This is a genomic window from Paraburkholderia sp. J7 (assembly GCF_905220155.1).
GTDB lineage: Bacteria > Pseudomonadota > Gammaproteobacteria > Burkholderiales > Burkholderiaceae > Paraburkholderia.
The window spans coordinates 574,478-591,246 of the sequence record NZ_CAJMYZ010000001.1 but is presented as its reverse complement, the minus strand read 5'-3'; the positions used below and the strand labels follow the sequence as shown (position 1 = coordinate 591,246).

Genomic DNA, 16,769 nt, shown 5'->3' with positions numbered 1-16,769 from the left:
GGATCAGGGCGGAGAAATGCGGGTAATTCACGGAATCGGCGCGGAGGGCGCGCAGGAGGGAGAAGTGGCGTGTGGAGGCCTCCAGGCTGGCTTTGCGCCACGCCCACACGCGGCTCGACTAACGAAAAAGCCCGCAAAAGCGGGCTTTTTCTCGATCCGGTGCGGCAACGCGCCCGGCGCGATCAATGCGTCCCGATCACATTCACCACCTTCACGTTGCGCGTATCCGGCACTTCGGCATACGACAGCACCTTGAGCTGCGGCAAGCTGCGGCGCAGGAAGCGCGAGAGCATGGGGCGCAACGCGTGCTGCACGAGCATCACGGGCGAGAGGCCCAGCGCCTGCTGACGCGCCATCGCCTGCTCCGTCTGCGTGAGCAGCGTATGCGCGAGACCGGGTTCGAGGCCGGGGTTCGGGCCCGAGGTGAGCGTTTGCGAAAGCACGCGCTCGAGGTTCGCATCGAGACCCATGACCTGCATGTCGGCGTTGCCGGGGAACCATTGCTGCGTGATCGCGCGGCCAAGCGAAATGCGCACCGCCGCCGTCAGATCGTGCGCGTCGGTAATGCGCGGCGTGTGCTCCGCGAGCGATTCCATGATCGTGCGCATGTCGCGAATCGGCACGCCTTCTTCCAGCAGGTTCTGCAGCACCTTCTGCAGCGTCGTGACCGGCAGCACCTTCGGCACGAGGTCGTCCACGAGCGAAGGCGTGTCCTTCTGCACGCGCTCGAGCAGCGCCTGGACCTCGCGGCGGCCGAGCAGTTCGGCCGCGTGCATGACGACGAGGTGATTCAGGTGCGTTGCCACCACCGTGCTCGAATCGACCACCGTGTAACCGAACACCTGCGCCTGCTCGCGCACGTTCGAATCGATCCACACGGCGGGCAGCCCGAACGCCGGGTCCGTGGTCGGCGTGCCCGGCAGCACCGCGCTCACCTGGCCCGGGTTGATCGCGAGCCACTGGCCCGGATAGGCCTCGCCCGTGCCCACTTCCACGCCCTTCAACGCAATGCGGTAGGCGTTCGGTCGCAGTTCCAGGTTGTCGCGAATATGGATGACCGGCGGCAAGAAGCCGATTTCCTGCGCGAACTTCTTGCGAATGCTCTTGATGCGCTTGAGCAGCTCGCCGTCGGTGTTCTTGTCGACGAGCGGAATGATGCGGTAGCCCACTTCGAGGCCGAGCGTGTCGATGAGCGCCACGTCGTCCCAGGTCGCCTCGGTGTTCTCGGCCGGCGCAAGCGCAGCGGGCGCGGTATCCGCGACCACGGCGCTCGCCTTCTTGGCCTCGGCGTTCTTCTTCATCGTGCGGCCAAGCTGGATCGCGCCGCCGCCGAGCAGCAGAAACGCAAAGTGCGGCATGCCCGGAATCAGACCCATCATGCAGATGATCGAGCCCGTGATCAAAAGCACGCGCGGATTCGTAAAGAGCTGGCCGGTCAGCTGCGTGCCGATGTCTTCGTTGGTGCCCACGCGAGAAACGATCACGCCGGCCGCCGTCGAAATGATGAGCGACGGGATCTGTGCGACAAGGCCGTCACCGATCGTGAGCAGCGTGTAGGTCTCGGCCGCCGCGCTGAACGGCATGCCGTGCTGCACCACGCCCACGATCAGGCCGCCGGCGATATTGATGACCATGATGAGCAGGCCGGCAATGGCGTCGCCGCGCACGAATTTGCTCGCACCGTCCATCGACCCGTAGAACTCCGCCTCCTGGGCGATCTCGGTCCGGCGCTTTCTCGCCGCATCTTCGTTGATGAGACCCGCGTTCAGGTCGGCGTCGATCGCCATCTGCTTGCCGGGCATCGCGTCGAGCGTGAAGCGCGCGGACACTTCGGCAATACGCCCCGCGCCCTTCGTGATCACCATGAAGTTGATGACCATGAGGATCACGAACACCACGATACCGACGGCGAAGTTGCCGCCCACGAGGAAGTGGCCGAACGACTCGATCACCTGGCCAGCTGCCCCCGGACCGGTGTGGCCATCGAGCAGCACGATACGCGTGGAGGCCACGTTCAGCGAAAGCCGAAGCAGCGTGGAGAACAGCAGCACGCTCGGGAAGGCCGCGAAGTCGAGCGGCTTCATGGTGTACATGCTGACGAGCAGCACCATCACCGAGAGCGCGATGTTGAAGGTGAACAGCAGATCCAGCAGGAACGGCGGCAACGGCAGGATCATCATGCCGAGGATCATGCAGATCAGGATCGGTCCCGCCAGCGCGCGCAGATTCGTGCCTTGCAGCATCTCCGGGCGCCGCGCGAGAAAACCGGTGCGGGCGTTCATTCTGTTGCTCCTTCAGTGCCGTCGCGCGCCGGGTTCGTGTCGGTGCGTCCGGCGTTGTTCGATGCGGTATTTGCGTTGGTGCGATTCGCGGCCTCGGCGGCCGTGCGCTCATCTGGCGTGAGGGCTTCGTCGGCTTCGCTCGCTTCGTCTTCGTCGCTCAGGGCGCCCTTGTCCATATCGGGCGGCACGTCGAGATCGGTCGGCTCCATCGGCACGTCGCCGCCATGTTCGCGAAAGCGCTTGAGCTGATAGACCCACGCGAGCACCTGCGCAACCGCGCCATAGAGCGGCCCCGGGATTTCGCGATTGAGGTCGACGTTGTAGTAGAGCGCGCGGGCAAGCGGCGGCGCTTCGAGCAGCGGCACGTTGTTCTCGGTGGCGATCTCGCGGATGCGCGCGGCCACGAGGTTCACGCCCTTCGCGACGACCTTTGGCGCGCGCATCTCGCCATCGGCGTACTTGAGCGCGACGGCGAAGTGCGTCGGGTTGGTCACGACCACGTCGGCCTTGGGCACCTGGGTCATCATGCGGCGGCGAGCGGCGGCGCGCTGCTGCTGGCGAATGCGACCCTTCACGTGCGGATCGCCTTCGTTCTCGCGGTGCTCGCGCTTGACCTCTTCCTTGGTCATACGCAGCCGGCGGTAGTACGACCAGACCTGGTAGGGCGCATCGATTGCCGCGACAAAGAACATGCCCGCGACCGTCATGCCGCAGCACACCGCGATCAGATGCATGCCGTCGGCGAAAGCGCGCGGCGCAGGCTGCATCGCGAGGCCGAGGATTTCGTCGCGATGGTTCCACAGCGCAGAGCCGCCGATCACCCCGACTACGGCCGTCTTCACGGTCGACATGCCAAGCTGGATCAGCCCGTTGACGGAAAAGAGGCGGCTAATGCCCGTAATCGGGTTCAGGCGTTCGAATTTCGGTTCGAGCAGCTTCGTCGAGATCAGCCAGCCGCCGAGCGCCATGGGCGCGACGAGCGCCGCCACGCCCGTGAGCGCGAGCACCGGGATGACCGCGAGGAACCCCTCGCGCGCAGAAAGCCCCGCGCCAATGAGCATGCGCCGCGTTTCGAACGCGTCGGCATGGTTGAACGTGAAAGCCGAGCGCAACATGGCTTGCAGATGAGTGCCGATCGTTCCCGAGAGCATCCACGCGCCAAAGAAGCCCGCCGAGAGCAACGCGAACGTGGATAGCTCTCGGGAACGCGGAACCTGCCCCTCCTCCCGCGCCTTTTCCAGGCGCTTGGGAGTGGCGGATTCGGTTTTATCGAGGTCGCTGTCCTCAGCCACGCATGCTCCGGTCGTGGGCGCGCGCCGCTCGTCGCGGCTGCGCGGCTCGCGCGCGCCCTTTTTCAGTGACAGCGATTATTGCCGCGCAAGGCAAGCGGCGATTGACGGAGTAAGCCGGGTAAATCAGGGTATTTCGGCCGATGGAAACGGGGCGCCATCATCGGCGAGCGGCAGCGCGCGACGCGCAAAGCGCTCGCGCGCCGCCAGGCGCGCTCGGTGCGCCGCTTCAATGCGCCGCTTCAGTACGCCACAAACGGCGCCTTGCCACCGGAAGCGGTCATGTCCATGCCGTAGTAGACATAGCGGCCGTAGAAAAACGACAACCCTAGGTCGAGCGCTGCCGACGACCCGAACTGCCCGGCCAGGTTGTTGGCCGCATAGTTCGCGCCGCTGCCGAGCAGGCTGTTGGCATTCGCGACATTGAAGGCCGCGGTGCCGGACGTCGCGCCGTTATTGGAAACGAGCGCCGCGCTGAAGGACTGCGTGGACGAGGGGCAGTAGAACGTGCCGAGATTGCCGCCGCACTGCGGCAGGCTGCTGTCGGCGAAGAAGATCGCGTTCGAACCCGAGTCGAGGAAGGTCTGAAGCGTGCGCCCGTTGAAGGTCGAGCTGAGCCTGCCCGATGAGTCCGTGACGAAGCTTTGCGAGGCGGTCATCGCGTTGTTCGACTGCGTGCCGATGCCGAACACGAGCGTGCCCGTCGCGCTCGGCGCGCCGCTGTCAGACACGGGCGCCATCTCCAGAATCACGCCATTGCCGTCCGTGCCGAACTTGGGCACGGGGTTGGCCACGAGCTGCGTTTGCGCGACCGTGGCCGAGACGCAGTTCGTGTTGTTTGGACAAGCGTAGTAGTTGCCGAAGGTGTCGTAAGGCGCCACGCCGATACCGAGAATGCCGTTCGCGCCCAGTTCCTGCACCGTGTTCTGCGCGTTGCCGAAACCCGCGCAGGCCTGCGGCACCGTGTTCGAGGCCAGGTCGCCGATCACCTGGATCGGAATGTTGGACGCCGTCTCCTGGGCGAGCTTGACGTCGGCGGAACGCACGGTGCCCCACGTAAAGCCGTCCGCAAAGGCCGTGCACTCGGCGAGCGTGCCGCCGCTGACCGTGGTGGTGGGCAGCGAGTTCAGCACGTTCGGCAGCGCCGACGCGAGCAGACGCAGGCCGAACGACGCCGTATCCACCTGAACGTTGTCGACGGTCTCGCAGGTGCTCGTGCCCGCCTTGCAAATCGTCACGCTAACGGTGGGGATGTTGGGCAGCGTGCCGGTCAGTCCGCTGTTCACGGTGACGGCCACCGTGTTCGCGGCGGTGGACGCAGTGGGCTGCTGCGTGGGACTGGGCACCGCGGAGCCGCCACTGCCGCTGCCGCCACTACTGCCGCCCGAACTGCTGCTATTGCTGCTGCCGCCCCCGCCTCCGCAGGCGGCGACAAGCGAAACGAAAGCCACGAGCGCGACGGTCGAAAGGAACCGGAAAGGGCGCAGCCACACGCTGCGCGAATCGCGTGAAGTCAGCACTGAAGTCAGCACGTTCGGCCTCCGCTCGTCACTGGATATCGGAGCCGCTGACGCCTGCAGGCAGTGCCTGCGGCAGCCATGCCTGCCCGGAGAAGGCGCCCATGTGGCCGCCCGAATGCACGATGACGTTCGAGTTTTCGACCACGCCCGGCCCGCGCACGAGACCGGCGGCGTGGCTCGCCTTCACCCCGGCCGTGTATTGGGGAAAGTAGCTGCCTAGCAGCGTGGCGAGATTGGGCATCTGCGGACCGTCCCAGGCAACGCCGAATACCGTGCCGGCCGGCGTGAGGTACTCGCGCACGACGGTGCCGTTGGCGAGCGTGGTCTGCTGGACGGTGTAGGTGGAGGTCGCGGAGGCGCCGGAAGTCGCTGCCTGCACCGCTGCGCGCGCAACGGCGGACGCGTTGCCGGTCGCGGCGGCCGCCGAGGCGGCGCTCAGGGTGCTCGCGCTCGCGCCCGCCGGTGTGGGCATGGGTGCGCCGCCGAGCGCGGCTTGCGCCGGGGGCGCCGCGAGCAGTGCGCAAAGCAGTGAAGCGGGAAGCGCCGCGCGAGGCGCGCAGCGGGTTGCGGCGCGGCGCGCGAACCGACGCGCCGCCTTGCCACAGAACGATGTGTATGGATACAAGGCGTCCCCTCCCTCCGGCGATGGCGCGTTGCACCATGCGCTGTCGGGCCGCGCGGGAACGTCGCGGCGAGGGGCAGCAGGACGGGCAACGGCTGGCTCAGCTTCGTTCCACCACCGCGACGCTCGTCGCGGCAGGGCACGAAGGCATGTGCACTAGTATGCCCGCCTTGGACGCCGTGCGGCAGCTAACCGAACGGCTAGCTGCCGGTCGGCCAATCGCGCCAGGTCAGAAGCCGAGGCTAGCGAGCAGATCGTCGACCTGCGCCTGGTCCTGCACCACGTCAGTCTTGCCTTCCGGATTGATCTGCGGGCCGTTGAGCAGGCCTTCGGGGCTGCCCGTGCTGCTCTGGGTCTCGGCAAGCGCCGCCGCCGTCGCCGCGAACTGCTCGCGCCGCTCCGGCGCGATGTTCTCGACCAGCACGGTGAGCAACTGCTGCTCGATCAGATAGACCACGTCCATGATCTTCTTGATCACCTGACCCGTCAGGTCCTGGAAGTCCTGAGCGAGCATGATCTCGAGCAGCTGCTGGTTGGTCGCCGCCGTGGCTTGCGGCACGCCGTCCACAAAGGCGCGCGTGTCGTCCATCAGCTGGCGCACTTCCTCGCGGCCGATCGGCGCGTCGTACCACGTCGCCCAGCGGCTCGTCAGCTCCTTCGCGTCGTGCTCGAGCGTTTCCTGCAGCGGCTTGGCGATATCGATTGCGGTCAGCACGCGCTCGGCGGCCTGCTCGGTCATGTTCGCGACATAACGCAGCCGGTCGCGCGCGTCGGGCACCGCCTCGGCGGCGCGCTCCACGTGCTTGTCGAGACCGAGCTCGCGCATCGAGTCGCGCAGGCTGCGAGTCAGGTGGCCGATGCGCGCGAGGATGCGGTCCGTCGCCAGCTCGCTCGCCTCGCCCGCGGCGGGCGGCGCGAAGTCGAACTCGGGAGGCTGCGGGAGCGGTTCGGCGCCCTCGCCTTCCGGCCACTCATCGGGTTGCGCACTGATGGGCTCGTTCACGTCAGCTCCCCGTCTTGGCCAGCTTCTCGAGAATCTTGTTGAGCTTCTCGTCGAGCGTGGCGGCCGTGAACGGCTTCACCACGTAGCCGCTCGCGCCTGCCTGCGCCGCTGCGATGATGTTTTCCTTCTTCGACTCCGCCGTCACCATCAGCACCGGCAGATGCGTCAGGTTCGCGTCGGCGCGGATCTCCTTGAGCATGGCGAGACCGTCGAGGTTCGGCATGTTCCAGTCGGAGATCACGAACTCGTAGTTGCCGCCGCGCAGGCGTGCGAGGCCCGCTGCGCCATCTTCGGCTTCGTCGACGTTCGAGTAGCCCAGTTCCTTCAGCAGGTTGCGGACAATCCGGCGCATCGTCGGAAAGTCGTCCACCACCAGAATCTTCATTCCCTTATCCATCACGTTCCATTCCTCCAGGCGAAAACCCGGGCAATTATCCAGAGAAGCGCACTGCCTATCCAGATAAATTAATCGCGAGCGATCGTGCAAGCGTTTGCGGCCAACACGATCTCTCGATATTGGTTGTTCATCAGACGCGCTGGACCCGGTCGCCCATCGAGGCGAGGCGGGTCATCACGCGCCGGCTCATATCTGCAAGCGAGGCGATTTCGTCGGCGCCGCCCATTGCAATGGCTTCGCGCGGCATGCCGAACACGATGCAGCTCGCCTCGTCCTGCGCGAGCGTGTACGCCCCGGCCTGACGCATTTCGAGCAGCCCGGCCGCACCGTCGCGGCCCATGCCCGTCAGAATCACACCGATGGCGTTCTTGCCCGCATGCAGCGCCGCCGAGCGAAACAGCACGTCGACCGACGGACGGTGCCGGTTCACCGGCGGGTCGTCGGACAGATGCGCGATGTAGTTCGCCCCGCTGCGTGCGAGCAAGAGGTGGGCATGGCCCGGCGCGATGTAGGCATGGCCGGGCAGCACACGTTCGCCGTGCTCCGCTTCCTTGACGGTGATGCGGCACAGCCCGTTCAGGCGCTGTGCGAACGACTTCGTGAACCCCGGCGGCATGTGCTGCGCGATCAGCACCGCGGGCGCGTCGGGCGGCAGCGGCTGCAGCACTTCGCGGATCGCTTCGGTCCCGCCCGTCGACGCACCGACGATCACGAGCTTTTCGGTCGAGACGAGCCGGTTGTTGATCATCGGCGCCGGGCTCGCTGCCTGCGCGGCGGCGTGAGCGGGCGCGGCGCCTCCCGCTGCGGCAGCGGCGGGCGCATGGTGCGCGCGCACGCGGGCGCGGGCGGCGGCGCGCACCTTGTCGGCGAGCTTTTCCGCGTAGTCGAGCATGCCGTCGCGAATGCCGACCTTCGGCTTCGTCACGAAGTCGACCGCGCCCAGTTCGAGCGCGCGCAGCGTGATTTCGTTGCCGCGCTCAGTCAGCGACGACACCATCACGACCGGCATGGGCCGCAGGCGCATGAGCTTCTCGAGGAAGTCGAGGCCGTCCATGCGCGGCATTTCCACGTCGAGCGTGAGCACGTCGGGGTTGTGCTGCTTGATCAGCTCGCGCGCGACGAGCGGATCCGGCGCGGTGGCGACGACCGTCATGTCGGGCTGACTGTTGATGATCTCCGTCATCAAACTGCGGATCAGCGCCGAATCGTCGACGCAGAGAACCTTGATTTTTTGCACAGCGTTCACGCCTCCTCTACTGTCCTGGCGTTGTCTTGACCGGATGCACGCAGCGCGGACGACCCGCTCGAGCCGAACAGCTCGATTCGAGGACGCGCGCCCTGCGGCTGGGATTGGGAAATCTGGGACGCCGCGGCGCCCGGGCCCGCGCGCCCGGCGCTGCCGACTCCGAACAGTTCGACGCGTGCACGCGCACGCGCGAGCCGTTCGGCGCGCGCCTCGGCGGTTTGCGCGGCGAGCTGCTGTTCGCGCTCCGCCACGCTCGTGTCCTGCGAAAGGCGCAGCTTCTTCACCATCACCTGGCCCGTGCGCGGCAAAAACGCCACCTTGCGCGGATGCGAGCCTTGCAGGTCCTCGGCCACGATGCGAATGTTCTCGGTCGCGAGATAGCGGCGCACGAACGCGGCGTTGCGATCGCCAATGTTCATCGTCGTCATGCCCGCGAGCACCGCCGCGCCGCCGAACACCTTGGCCTCGAAGCGCTCGCGCCGGCCGCCCGCCTTGATCAGCTCGTTGATGAGCACTTCCATCGCGTAGGCGCCGTAGCGCATCGCGTCGGAGGCGCCGGTGAGCGCGTGGGCGGAGTCCGCGCCGTCGTCGGGCAGCATGAAGTGGTTCATGCCGCCAATACCGGCCGAGCGGTCCTGGATGCAGGCCGCCACGCACGAGCCGAGCACGGTGACGAGCACCATGTCGTCGCCCGTCGTAAAGAACTCGTTGGGCAGCAGCTTCACGCCCGGGCGCTGGAAATGCGTGTCGAAATAGCGATTCGTCGCGATCGGGAGGCGGGCGCTCATGCGGGCACTCCGATCGCGTCGTTCGCGCGGCGCGGCGCGGCATGGGCGCCGCGCGTGAGTTCGTACACCGTCTGGCCGCGCAGACGGAACGCCTGCGTGACGTAGGTGAAGTTCTCCGAGTGGCCCGCGAACAGCAGGCCGTCCGGCTTCATGAGCGGTTCGAAGCGCGTGAGGACCTGCGCCTGGGTCGGCTTGTCGAAATAGATCATCACGTTGCGGCAGAAGATCGCGTCGAACGTCGTGCGCAAGCCGTAGTCCGCGTCGGTGAGATTGAGCTGCTCGAACTTGATCATCGCGCGCAGCTCCGGGCGCACCTTCACAAGCCCCGCGTGCGAGCCCGTGCCCTTGAAGAAGAAGCGCTTGAGGCGCTCGGGCGACAGATGCTTCACCTGGTCGAACGAGTAGACGCCCGCGTCGGCCTTGGCGAGCACCTGGGTGTCGAGGTCGGTGGCCAGCACGCGCGCCTCGCGCGCGGCGCGGTCTCCCAGCGCTTCGACGAGCGTCATTGCGATCGAGTACGGCTCTTCGCCCGTCGAAGCCGCTGAGCACCAAACCGAAACCGGCTGCGCACCCGGCGCCCCGCGCCGCTTCACGAAATCCGCGAGGATCGGGAAGTGATGCGCCTCGCGAAAGAACGCCGTGAGGTTCGTGGTGAGCGCGTTCGTGAACGCTTCCCACTCGTGCGCGTCGTTGCGCGCTTCGAGCTGGTCGAGGTACTCGCGAAAACTGTCGATGCCGAGCGTGCGCAGGCGCCGCGCGAGGCGGCTGTATGCCATGTCGCGCTTATGGTCCGAGAGCGAGATGCCCGCGCGGCGGTGAATGAGCGCGCGAATGCGCTCGAAGTCCGCCGAGGTGAAATCGAAATCGCGGTTGCTCTCGACGCCCTGAGTGCCCGAACCGCCCGGATCACCGTCGTGGCGTGAATTTCGCAGCGCTTTCATGCTGATGCTCCTTCGCATTGCGCGCCGCCCACTGCATGGGATACCGCGGCGCAGGACTGCTGCGCGCCGCGCCTGCCCGGTTGCAATGCGTGCGGCGCATGGGCGGCCTGCGCAACGCGCGTGGACCCGTGGGTCCGGCGCGGCAGGTCTTGCCGTTGTGTAGCGCTCATGTGCATTGCAGTTGCTCGTCGTGTTCAGTTACTTCACTACTTTTCTATGCCGCGTTCGATCAGAACGTTTCCCAGTCCGAATCGTCCGAAGCCGATGCCGCCGTGCTCACGTGCGTCTCGGCGCGCGCAGGCGCAGCCGGTTTCGCTGCAGGCGTTGCTGCGGATTTCGCCGCGGCCTTCGCTGCCGGTTGCGCCGCGGGCTTTGCGGCTGCCTTTGCCGTGTCCGCCGATGCCGTCGGCGCCGCCGCCGCGGGCTTCGCAACAGCCGTTGCCGAAGAGGGCGTCGTGCGTTTCGCGGCGCCCGGCGCGGCCGGCGTCACACGCGCCGGGCTTGCGCCCACGCTGCGCGCTTGCGCGCCACCCGTCGTCCACGTGCCGAGCACGTTTTGCAGCTGACGCGTCTGCTCTTCGAGCGACGCCGCAGCCGCAGCCGCCTGCTCCACCAGCGCGGCGTTCTGCTGCGTGACGGTGTCCATCTGCGTAACGGCCCGATTGACCTGCTCGATACCGCCCGACTGCTCCTCGGACGCCGCGCTGATCTCACCCATGATGTCGGTCACGCGACGCACGGCCTGAAGGATTTCTTCCATCGTCGAGCCGGCGCGGCCCACCAGCTGCGAGCCGCTTTGCACCTTCTCGGCCGAGTCGTTGATGAGTTCCTTGATTTCCTTCGCGGCGCTCGCGCTGCGCTGCGCGAGGCTGCGCACTTCGCCGGCCACCACCGCGAAGCCGCGGCCCTGCTCGCCCGCGCGCGCCGCTTCCACGGCCGCGTTGAGCGCGAGAATGTTGGTCTGGAACGCAATGCCTTCGATCACGCTGATGATGTCCACGACCTTCGCCGAACTCACGGCGATGCCCTGCATCGTGTTCACCACCTCGCCCACCACCTCGCCGCCGCGCGTCGCGATGTCCGAAGCGTTGACGGCCAGCTGGCTCGCCTGACGCGCGTTCTCGGCGTTCTGGCGCACGGTGCCGGTGAGCTGCTCCATGCTCGACGCCGTTTCCTGCAGCGAAGCGGCCTGCTGCTCGGTGCGCTGCGACAGGTCGGTGTTGCCCATGGCGATTTCACGCGCGCCCACGTCGATCGAGCTTGCGCCCGTGTGCACCGCGCTCACGAGCGTGACGAGGCTTTCCTGCATGCGCTTGATGGCGCCGAAGAGTCGCCCGATCTCGTTGTCGCTGTAGACGGTGACCGTCTGCGAAAGATCGCCCTGGGCGATGCGCTCGAAGCACGTCACTGCGTCTTCGAGCGGCTGCACGATAAGGCCGCGCATGGCGAAGCGGATCGCCACCACGAGCACGAGCGCGATGGCGATCACCGCGCCGATGGCGATGCGCATCATGTCGATACGCTCGTTCGCCGTGGCCTGGCGCGCCTGCGCGCCGTCCTGCATCGCTTGCGCGAGCGGCGCGGCAACGTTGTCGTAGTCGACGAACATCGGGCTGATCTTCGTATCGGCCACGGCGTGGTAAGCCACTTGATCGTTTGCGCGCAGAGCCGCGAATTCGGGCTGAACGCCGTCTTGCATCAGCGCCGCGCGTTTGGCTGCGAGCGCATCGAGCATCGCGGTGTCGAGACCGCTCTTCGGCACGCCCTGGAAGACCTGCCATGCCTCGTTGGATTTCGCGAGCAGTTGATCGGCGCGATCGAACGCCTTCTTCGCGTCATCGGCCTGGCCCGCCGCCGCGAGCGCGCTGCCGCGTTCGAGTGAGACACGCGTGCGCAGCAGATACGACGAGGCGTCGTTGAGCGCATGCATAGCGACGAGATCGCCGCGCGCCATCGTGCCGAGCGCGTCGCTCGCACGCCCGAGCGCGACGAGCCCGAGTCCGCCGACCAGCACGGTCAGCGCAACCAGAATGACCCCGACGCCCGTGAGCGTCGTGCGGATCGACCATCTTTGCAGCATCTCGTTTGCTCCTGTCCTGTGCAAATCGGGGCGGGCTATCTGCCCAGGCGCGGCAACGCCAAAGGCCACGCACGAAGCGCGCGCGAAAACGAAGGCGGCTTGCCGCTCTTTGGCGGCGGCTTATCCGCTCTCTCTCACGCTGGCCTCGCGGCCCCCCGGTTTTACCTCTCGGCGCGTTAAACCAACGCCTCGATCAGAGCCATTTCCCGGCTCGTCATCAGCTTTTCGATGTCCATCAGGATCAGCATGCGGCCTTCCACGGTGCCGAGGCCCGTGAGGTACTCGGTCGTGAGCGTCGCGCCGAATTCGGGCGCGGGCATGATCTGCTCCATCTGCAGCGTGAGCACGTCCGAGACGCCGTCCACCACCATGCCGACCACGCGATGCGCGACGTTCAGGATGATGACGACCGTCTGGTGGTCGTACTCGACGCGGCCCAGATGGAACTTGATGCGCATGTCGACGATCGGCACGATGATGCCGCGCAGGTTGATCACGCCCTTGATGAAGTCGGGCGCGTTCGCGATGCGCGTCACGCTGTCGTAGCCGCGGATTTCCTGCACCTTCAGGATGTCGATGCCGTACTCTTCCGCGCCGAGGGTGAAGACGAGGAATTCCTGACCGCCTGCGTCGGCCTGCAGCGCGTCGCGGCGTTGCGCGCCGGCAAGGGCGCCGTGCGCGCCGTTGCCTTGAATCGATTGGACTTCTGCCACGTTAGCCCCTGAACGGTTGGGAGATGATGGATTGAGTGCGTCCGGACTTCATAACGATCACGCGAATTCGGCGAACGCACCCGAATTAGCGCTGGCGCTCACGCCGTGTGTGGCGCGCGTCTCGCGATTGAGCGCGGCCACGTCGACGATCAGCGCGACGCTGCCGTCGCCGAGAATGGTCGCCGCCGAAATGCCGTGCACCTTGCGGTAGTTCGTTTCGAGGTTCTTCACCACGACCTGCTGCTGGCCGACCAGCTCGTCGATCAGCATGGCGAAGCGACGGCCTTCGGTTTCCATGATCGTGACGATGCCCTGGGTCGGGTCCGTGCGCGCGCCTTCCACGTTGAACGCCTGGTGCAGCGCCACGAGCGGGAGATATTCGCCGCGCACGCGCACCACGCGGTCGCCGTTGGTGACCGTGTAGATGTCTTCGTGGCGCGGCTGCAGCGACTCCATCACGAAGTTCAGCGGCAGGATGAAGATCTCGCTGCCCACCTTCACCGACATGCCGTCGAGAATCGCGAGCGTGAGCGGCAGCACGATGCGCGTGGTGCTGCCCTTGCCCGCGTGCGAGGTGATCTCCACGTGGCCACCCATCGCCTGGATGTTTCGCTTGACCACGTCCATGCCCACGCCGCGGCCCGACACGTCGGTCACTTGCTCGGCGGTCGAGAAACCCGGCAGGAAGATGAGGTTCCAGACCTCGTCGTCGCTCATGGTGTCGCTGACCTGCATGCCCTGCTTGATCGCCTTGGCGAGAATCTTGTCGCGGCGCAGGCCTGCGCCGTCGTCGCTCACTTCGATCACGATGTTGCCGCCGTGGTGCGCAGCGGACAGCACGAGCTGGCCCGTGGCGTCCTTGCCCGCGGCGCGGCGCGCTTCCACGGTTTCGATGCCGTGGTCGAGCGAGTTGCGCACGAGGTGGGTGAGCGGGTCGATGATGCGCTCGATCAGGCTCTTGTCGAGTTCGGTCGCTTGACCGAAGGTGACAAGCTCGACTTCCTTTCCGAGCTTCGCCGCGAGATCGCGCACGAGGCGCGGGAAGCGGCTGAAGACGTAATCCATCGGCATCATGCGGATCGACATCACCGCTTCCTGCAGGTCGCGCGCGTTGCGCTCGAGCTGCGCCATGCCGTTATAGAGACGGTCGTGCAGCGCCGGGTCGAACGTGCTGGTGGTTTCCGCCAGCATGGCCTGCGTAATGACGAGTTCGCCCACGAGGTTGATCAGCTGATCGACCTTTTCGACGCCCACGCGAATCGAGCTGCCTTCGGCCGAAGCCGCCGCGGCGGCCGGACGCGCCTTGCGCTCGCCTTCGGCTTGCGCGGGCGCGCTCGCCGGAGGGCGAGGCGCTTCGAGTTCCGGGTGCGGCGCAGGCGGCGCGGCGGGCACCACGGCGCTCGCCGCCGCGGGCGCTGCCGGTGCGGGGGGCGCAGCAGGCGTCAATGCAGCCGCCGGTGCTGCGGCGGGAGCGGCTGCCGCTGCCGGTTGGGCGTCGCCCTGCGGCGCGGCGCCACGGCCGATCGAAATCTGTTTCTCGTCGATCACGAAGCAGCACACCGCGATGATGTCGTCGGACGTCACATCGGTTTCGAGCCACAGCGTAAGGTCGTCGCCGGTCTTCACCTGGCCGATGATGCGGCCGAGGTTGCCGAGCTCTTCGACGAGCAGCTCCTGGTCCTTCGCGTCGACCGCACGCAGCGTGACGCGCAGGTGCGGGCCTTCGGCGCCGGCATCGCCGCTCGCCGCCGGCGCTGAGGCTGCCGCGTCGATCGCCTCGCTCACGACGTGTTCGGGCGCGCCAGAACCGCCAGCCGACAGCGTGCTGTGCATTTCGAACGCGGCTTCGAGATCTTCTTCCGAATCGCCGGTGCTCGCCTGCGGGGCCGGCGCGGGCGCGGGAGCCGGTGCCGGCGCCGGTTCAGGCGCGGCTGCGGGTACGCCGCGGCTTTCCGCATAAAGGCGCTCGAGCTTCGCGCGCACGGCGGCAGCCGCTTGCGCGTCGGGCTCGGCGCTCGCGCGGTACGCGCCGAGCTGGTCGGAAAGCACGTCCTTCGTTTCGAGGAACGTGTCGATCATGTCCTTGCGCAGCACGAGCTCGTTGTTACGCGCGCGGTCGAGCAGCGATTCGAGAATGTGGGTCGTCTCGGTCAGGGCCGTGAAGCCGAACGTCGCCGCGCCGCCCTTGATCGAGTGCGCTGCGCGGAAGATCGCCGCCAGATCCTCGGGATCCGGGCGACCGACGTTCAGGTTCAGGAGGAGCTGCTCCATCTGCGCGAGCAGCTCGTCCGCCTCGTCGAAAAACGTCTGATAGAACTGAGTGATGTCGAGAGTCATTGCTCTTTCACCGCGTTAATTGCCTGGGGGGTGCCTGGTCGGTCGCCACGCGGCACCTCAAGGGTGGGCCTCGCCGAGTGCGCTCGCCAGATCGACGAGCAACTCGGGGTCCACCGGTTTTTCGATCCAGCCGGTCGCACCTGCGTCGCGCACGGCTGCCTTGAAGCCTTCGTCCGATTCCGTGGTCAGCACGAGGATGGGCGTTTCGAAGTACGAAGGATTCGCCCTTAGCTGCTTGATCAGGTCGAGTCCGCCCATGCGCGGCATGTAGAGGTCGGTGAGCACGAGATCGAAGCGCTGGGCGAGCGCATGCTCGAGCCCTTCTTCGCCGTCGCTCGCCACCGTCACTTCATAGCCTGCCGAGCCGAGCGCCGCACGCAGGATCTCCCGCATGGACACCGAATCGTCGATCGCCAGAATGTTCCTGATCATCCGTTCCTCGTTGTCATTGCGCTGCCGGCGCTGCCGTTGTTGCCATCGCCGGCGCCACGCTCACCGCGGGCGCCACCGACGGTACGACCGACGTGGCCACCTTCGGCGCGATCGCCACCGGGGCCGGCGCCGCCCTGACCGGCACTGCGTCCGGCGTGAGCGCGGGCAGGCTCTTGCCCGAACCCGCTGCGTCGTCGGAGAGCGTGGTGGCGGTCGAGTCGTCGTGCATGAGCGCGTCTTCGGACTTCCTGTTCAACACGATGATGCTGATACGGCGGTTCTCGGGGTCGAGCGGATCGGCCTTGTTCAGGTTCTGCGTCGAAGCGAGACCGAGCACGCGCAACACCTTCGATTCGTCCATGCCGCCCGCGATCAGCTCGCGGCGCGACGCATTCGCGCGGTCCGCGGAAAGCTCCCAGTTGCTATAGCCCTTGTCGCCGCCCGCGTAAGGCACGGCGTCGGTGTGGCCCTGCACGACGATGCGGTTGGGCACGTCGTTGAGCGTCTTGCCGATCGCCTGCAGGATGTCGCGCATGTACGGCTCGACCACGTCGCGCGCCGTCGCGAACATCGGGCGTTTCTGCGAGTCGACGATCTCGATGCGCAGGCCCTGCAGCGTGGAGTCGATGCGGATCTGCTGCTTGAACTGGCGCAGCACCGGGTTCGCTTCGATCGCCGCCATCAGCTTCACCTGCAGGTCGTGCAGGCGCACCTGTTCCTTGCGCTCGAGCGAGCCTTCGAGCTGCTTCGTGGCGTCGTCGTCGTTGTGCTTCGACTGGTTGCGCTCCGAGCGCTCGGTGGCGCCGTCGCTGCGGCGCGTGACGCCCTGGTCCTGCGACGAGATGTCCCGGCCGCCGCCCTTCAGGATGCTCGAGTCTTCGGCACTGCGATCGCCGCCCCAGAGCGTGATCTTCATCGGCTGGTTGAAGTAGTCGGCGATGCCCTTCAACTGCACCGTCGTTGCCGACGAGAGCAACCACATCAGCAGGAAGAACGCCATCATCGCGGTCATGAAGTCCGCGTAAGCGAGCTTCCACGCGCCGCCATGATGGCCGGCCTTCTTCGGCGCGGCGCGCTTGACAACGATTGCGCGGTCCTTGTTGTTGCTCATGGGCCGTT

Annotated in this window: 14 protein-coding genes; all 14 read right to left on the bottom strand. The window is 66.8% G+C overall.

The window, feature by feature from the left end; genetic code table 11:
* Nucleotides 1-182: 182 nt before the first annotated feature.
* The gene (flhA, locus tag U5A58_RS02605; RefSeq protein WP_321960159.1) at nt 183-2,282 is read right to left on the bottom strand and encodes a flagellar biosynthesis protein FlhA; all 2,100 of its coding nucleotides are present in this window, start codon (nt 2,280-2,282) and stop codon (nt 183-185) included.
* Nucleotides 2,279-3,574: a flagellar biosynthesis protein FlhB gene (flhB, locus tag U5A58_RS02600; RefSeq protein WP_321960158.1), complete on the bottom strand. Its 1,296-nt coding sequence runs from the start codon at nt 3,572-3,574 to the stop codon at nt 2,279-2,281. Before flhB ends, flhA begins: the two co-directional genes overlap by 4 nt.
* A gap of 239 nt (nt 3,575-3,813) precedes the next feature.
* Nucleotides 3,814-5,103 (bottom strand): DUF3443 domain-containing protein, encoded by a 1,290-nt coding sequence (locus U5A58_RS02595; RefSeq protein ID WP_415774153.1) that lies wholly within the window; start codon nt 5,101-5,103, stop codon nt 3,814-3,816.
* Between the two features lie 16 nt (nt 5,104-5,119).
* Nucleotides 5,120-5,620, bottom strand: a complete 501-nt coding sequence (locus tag U5A58_RS02590) for a DUF2844 domain-containing protein (protein WP_321960239.1) — start codon at nt 5,618-5,620, stop codon at nt 5,120-5,122.
* A gap of 322 nt (nt 5,621-5,942) precedes the next feature.
* Entirely contained in the window at nt 5,943-6,716 is a 774-nt protein-coding gene (gene cheZ, locus U5A58_RS02585; RefSeq protein ID WP_321915352.1) for a protein phosphatase CheZ, read from the bottom strand.
* A gap of 1 nt (nt 6,717) precedes the next feature.
* On the bottom strand, nt 6,718-7,113 hold the full coding sequence (gene cheY, locus U5A58_RS02580; RefSeq protein WP_321915353.1) for a chemotaxis response regulator CheY: 396 nt from the start codon (nt 7,111-7,113) through the stop codon (nt 6,718-6,720).
* A 130-nt stretch (nt 7,114-7,243) separates the two neighbouring features.
* Nucleotides 7,244-8,350, bottom strand: a complete 1,107-nt coding sequence (locus U5A58_RS02575; RefSeq protein WP_321915354.1) for a chemotaxis response regulator protein-glutamate methylesterase — start codon at nt 8,348-8,350, stop codon at nt 7,244-7,246.
* A 5-nt stretch (nt 8,351-8,355) separates the two neighbouring features.
* Nucleotides 8,356-9,147 (bottom strand): chemoreceptor glutamine deamidase CheD, encoded by a 792-nt coding sequence (gene cheD / locus U5A58_RS02570; protein ID WP_321937061.1) that lies wholly within the window; start codon nt 9,145-9,147, stop codon nt 8,356-8,358.
* Entirely contained in the window at nt 9,144-10,088 is a 945-nt protein-coding gene (locus U5A58_RS02565) for a CheR family methyltransferase (RefSeq protein WP_321915356.1), read from the bottom strand. Before U5A58_RS02565 ends, cheD begins: the two co-directional genes overlap by 4 nt.
* A 229-nt stretch (nt 10,089-10,317) precedes the next feature.
* Nucleotides 10,318-12,168 carry a methyl-accepting chemotaxis protein gene (locus U5A58_RS02560; RefSeq protein ID WP_321960157.1) on the bottom strand — a complete coding sequence of 617 codons (1,851 nt, stop codon included), beginning with the start codon at nt 12,166-12,168 and terminating at the stop codon, nt 10,318-10,320.
* A 176-nt stretch (nt 12,169-12,344) separates the two neighbouring features.
* Nucleotides 12,345-12,881: a chemotaxis protein CheW gene (gene cheW, locus U5A58_RS02555; RefSeq protein WP_042265902.1), complete on the bottom strand. Its 537-nt coding sequence runs from the start codon at nt 12,879-12,881 to the stop codon at nt 12,345-12,347.
* A 57-nt stretch (nt 12,882-12,938) separates the two neighbouring features.
* Nucleotides 12,939-15,218 carry a chemotaxis protein CheA gene (cheA, locus tag U5A58_RS02550; RefSeq protein ID WP_321915358.1) on the bottom strand — a complete coding sequence of 760 codons (2,280 nt, stop codon included), beginning with the start codon at nt 15,216-15,218 and terminating at the stop codon, nt 12,939-12,941.
* Nucleotides 15,219-15,275: 57 nt separating this feature from the next.
* Complete coding sequence (locus U5A58_RS02545) at nt 15,276-15,650, bottom strand: response regulator (RefSeq protein ID WP_158758898.1); 375 nt, start codon at nt 15,648-15,650, stop codon at nt 15,276-15,278.
* Between the two features lie 13 nt (nt 15,651-15,663).
* Nucleotides 15,664-16,761 carry a flagellar motor protein MotB gene (gene motB / locus U5A58_RS02540; RefSeq protein ID WP_321960156.1) on the bottom strand — a complete coding sequence of 366 codons (1,098 nt, stop codon included), beginning with the start codon at nt 16,759-16,761 and terminating at the stop codon, nt 15,664-15,666.
* Nucleotides 16,762-16,769 lie beyond the last annotated feature (8 nt).

Coding starts and splice junctions, on each gene's coding strand:
- flhA (WP_321960159.1), bottom strand. CDS start 2,282: ATGAACGCCCGCACCGGTTTTCTCGCGCGGCGCCCGGAGATGCTGCAA.
- U5A58_RS02545 (WP_158758898.1), bottom strand. CDS start 15,650: ATGATCAGGAACATTCTGGCGATCGACGATTCGGTGTCCATGCGGGAG.
- U5A58_RS02560 (WP_321960157.1), bottom strand. CDS start 12,168: ATGCTGCAAAGATGGTCGATCCGCACGACGCTCACGGGCGTCGGGGTC.
- motB (WP_321960156.1), bottom strand. CDS start 16,761: ATGAGCAACAACAAGGACCGCGCAATCGTTGTCAAGCGCGCCGCGCCG.
- cheD (WP_321937061.1), bottom strand. CDS start 9,147: ATGAGCGCCCGCCTCCCGATCGCGACGAATCGCTATTTCGACACGCAT.
- cheY (WP_321915353.1), bottom strand. CDS start 7,113: ATGGATAAGGGAATGAAGATTCTGGTGGTGGACGACTTTCCGACGATG.
- cheA (WP_321915358.1), bottom strand. CDS start 15,218: ATGACTCTCGACATCACTCAGTTCTATCAGACGTTTTTCGACGAGGCG.
- U5A58_RS02565 (WP_321915356.1), bottom strand. CDS start 10,088: ATGAAAGCGCTGCGAAATTCACGCCACGACGGTGATCCGGGCGGTTCG.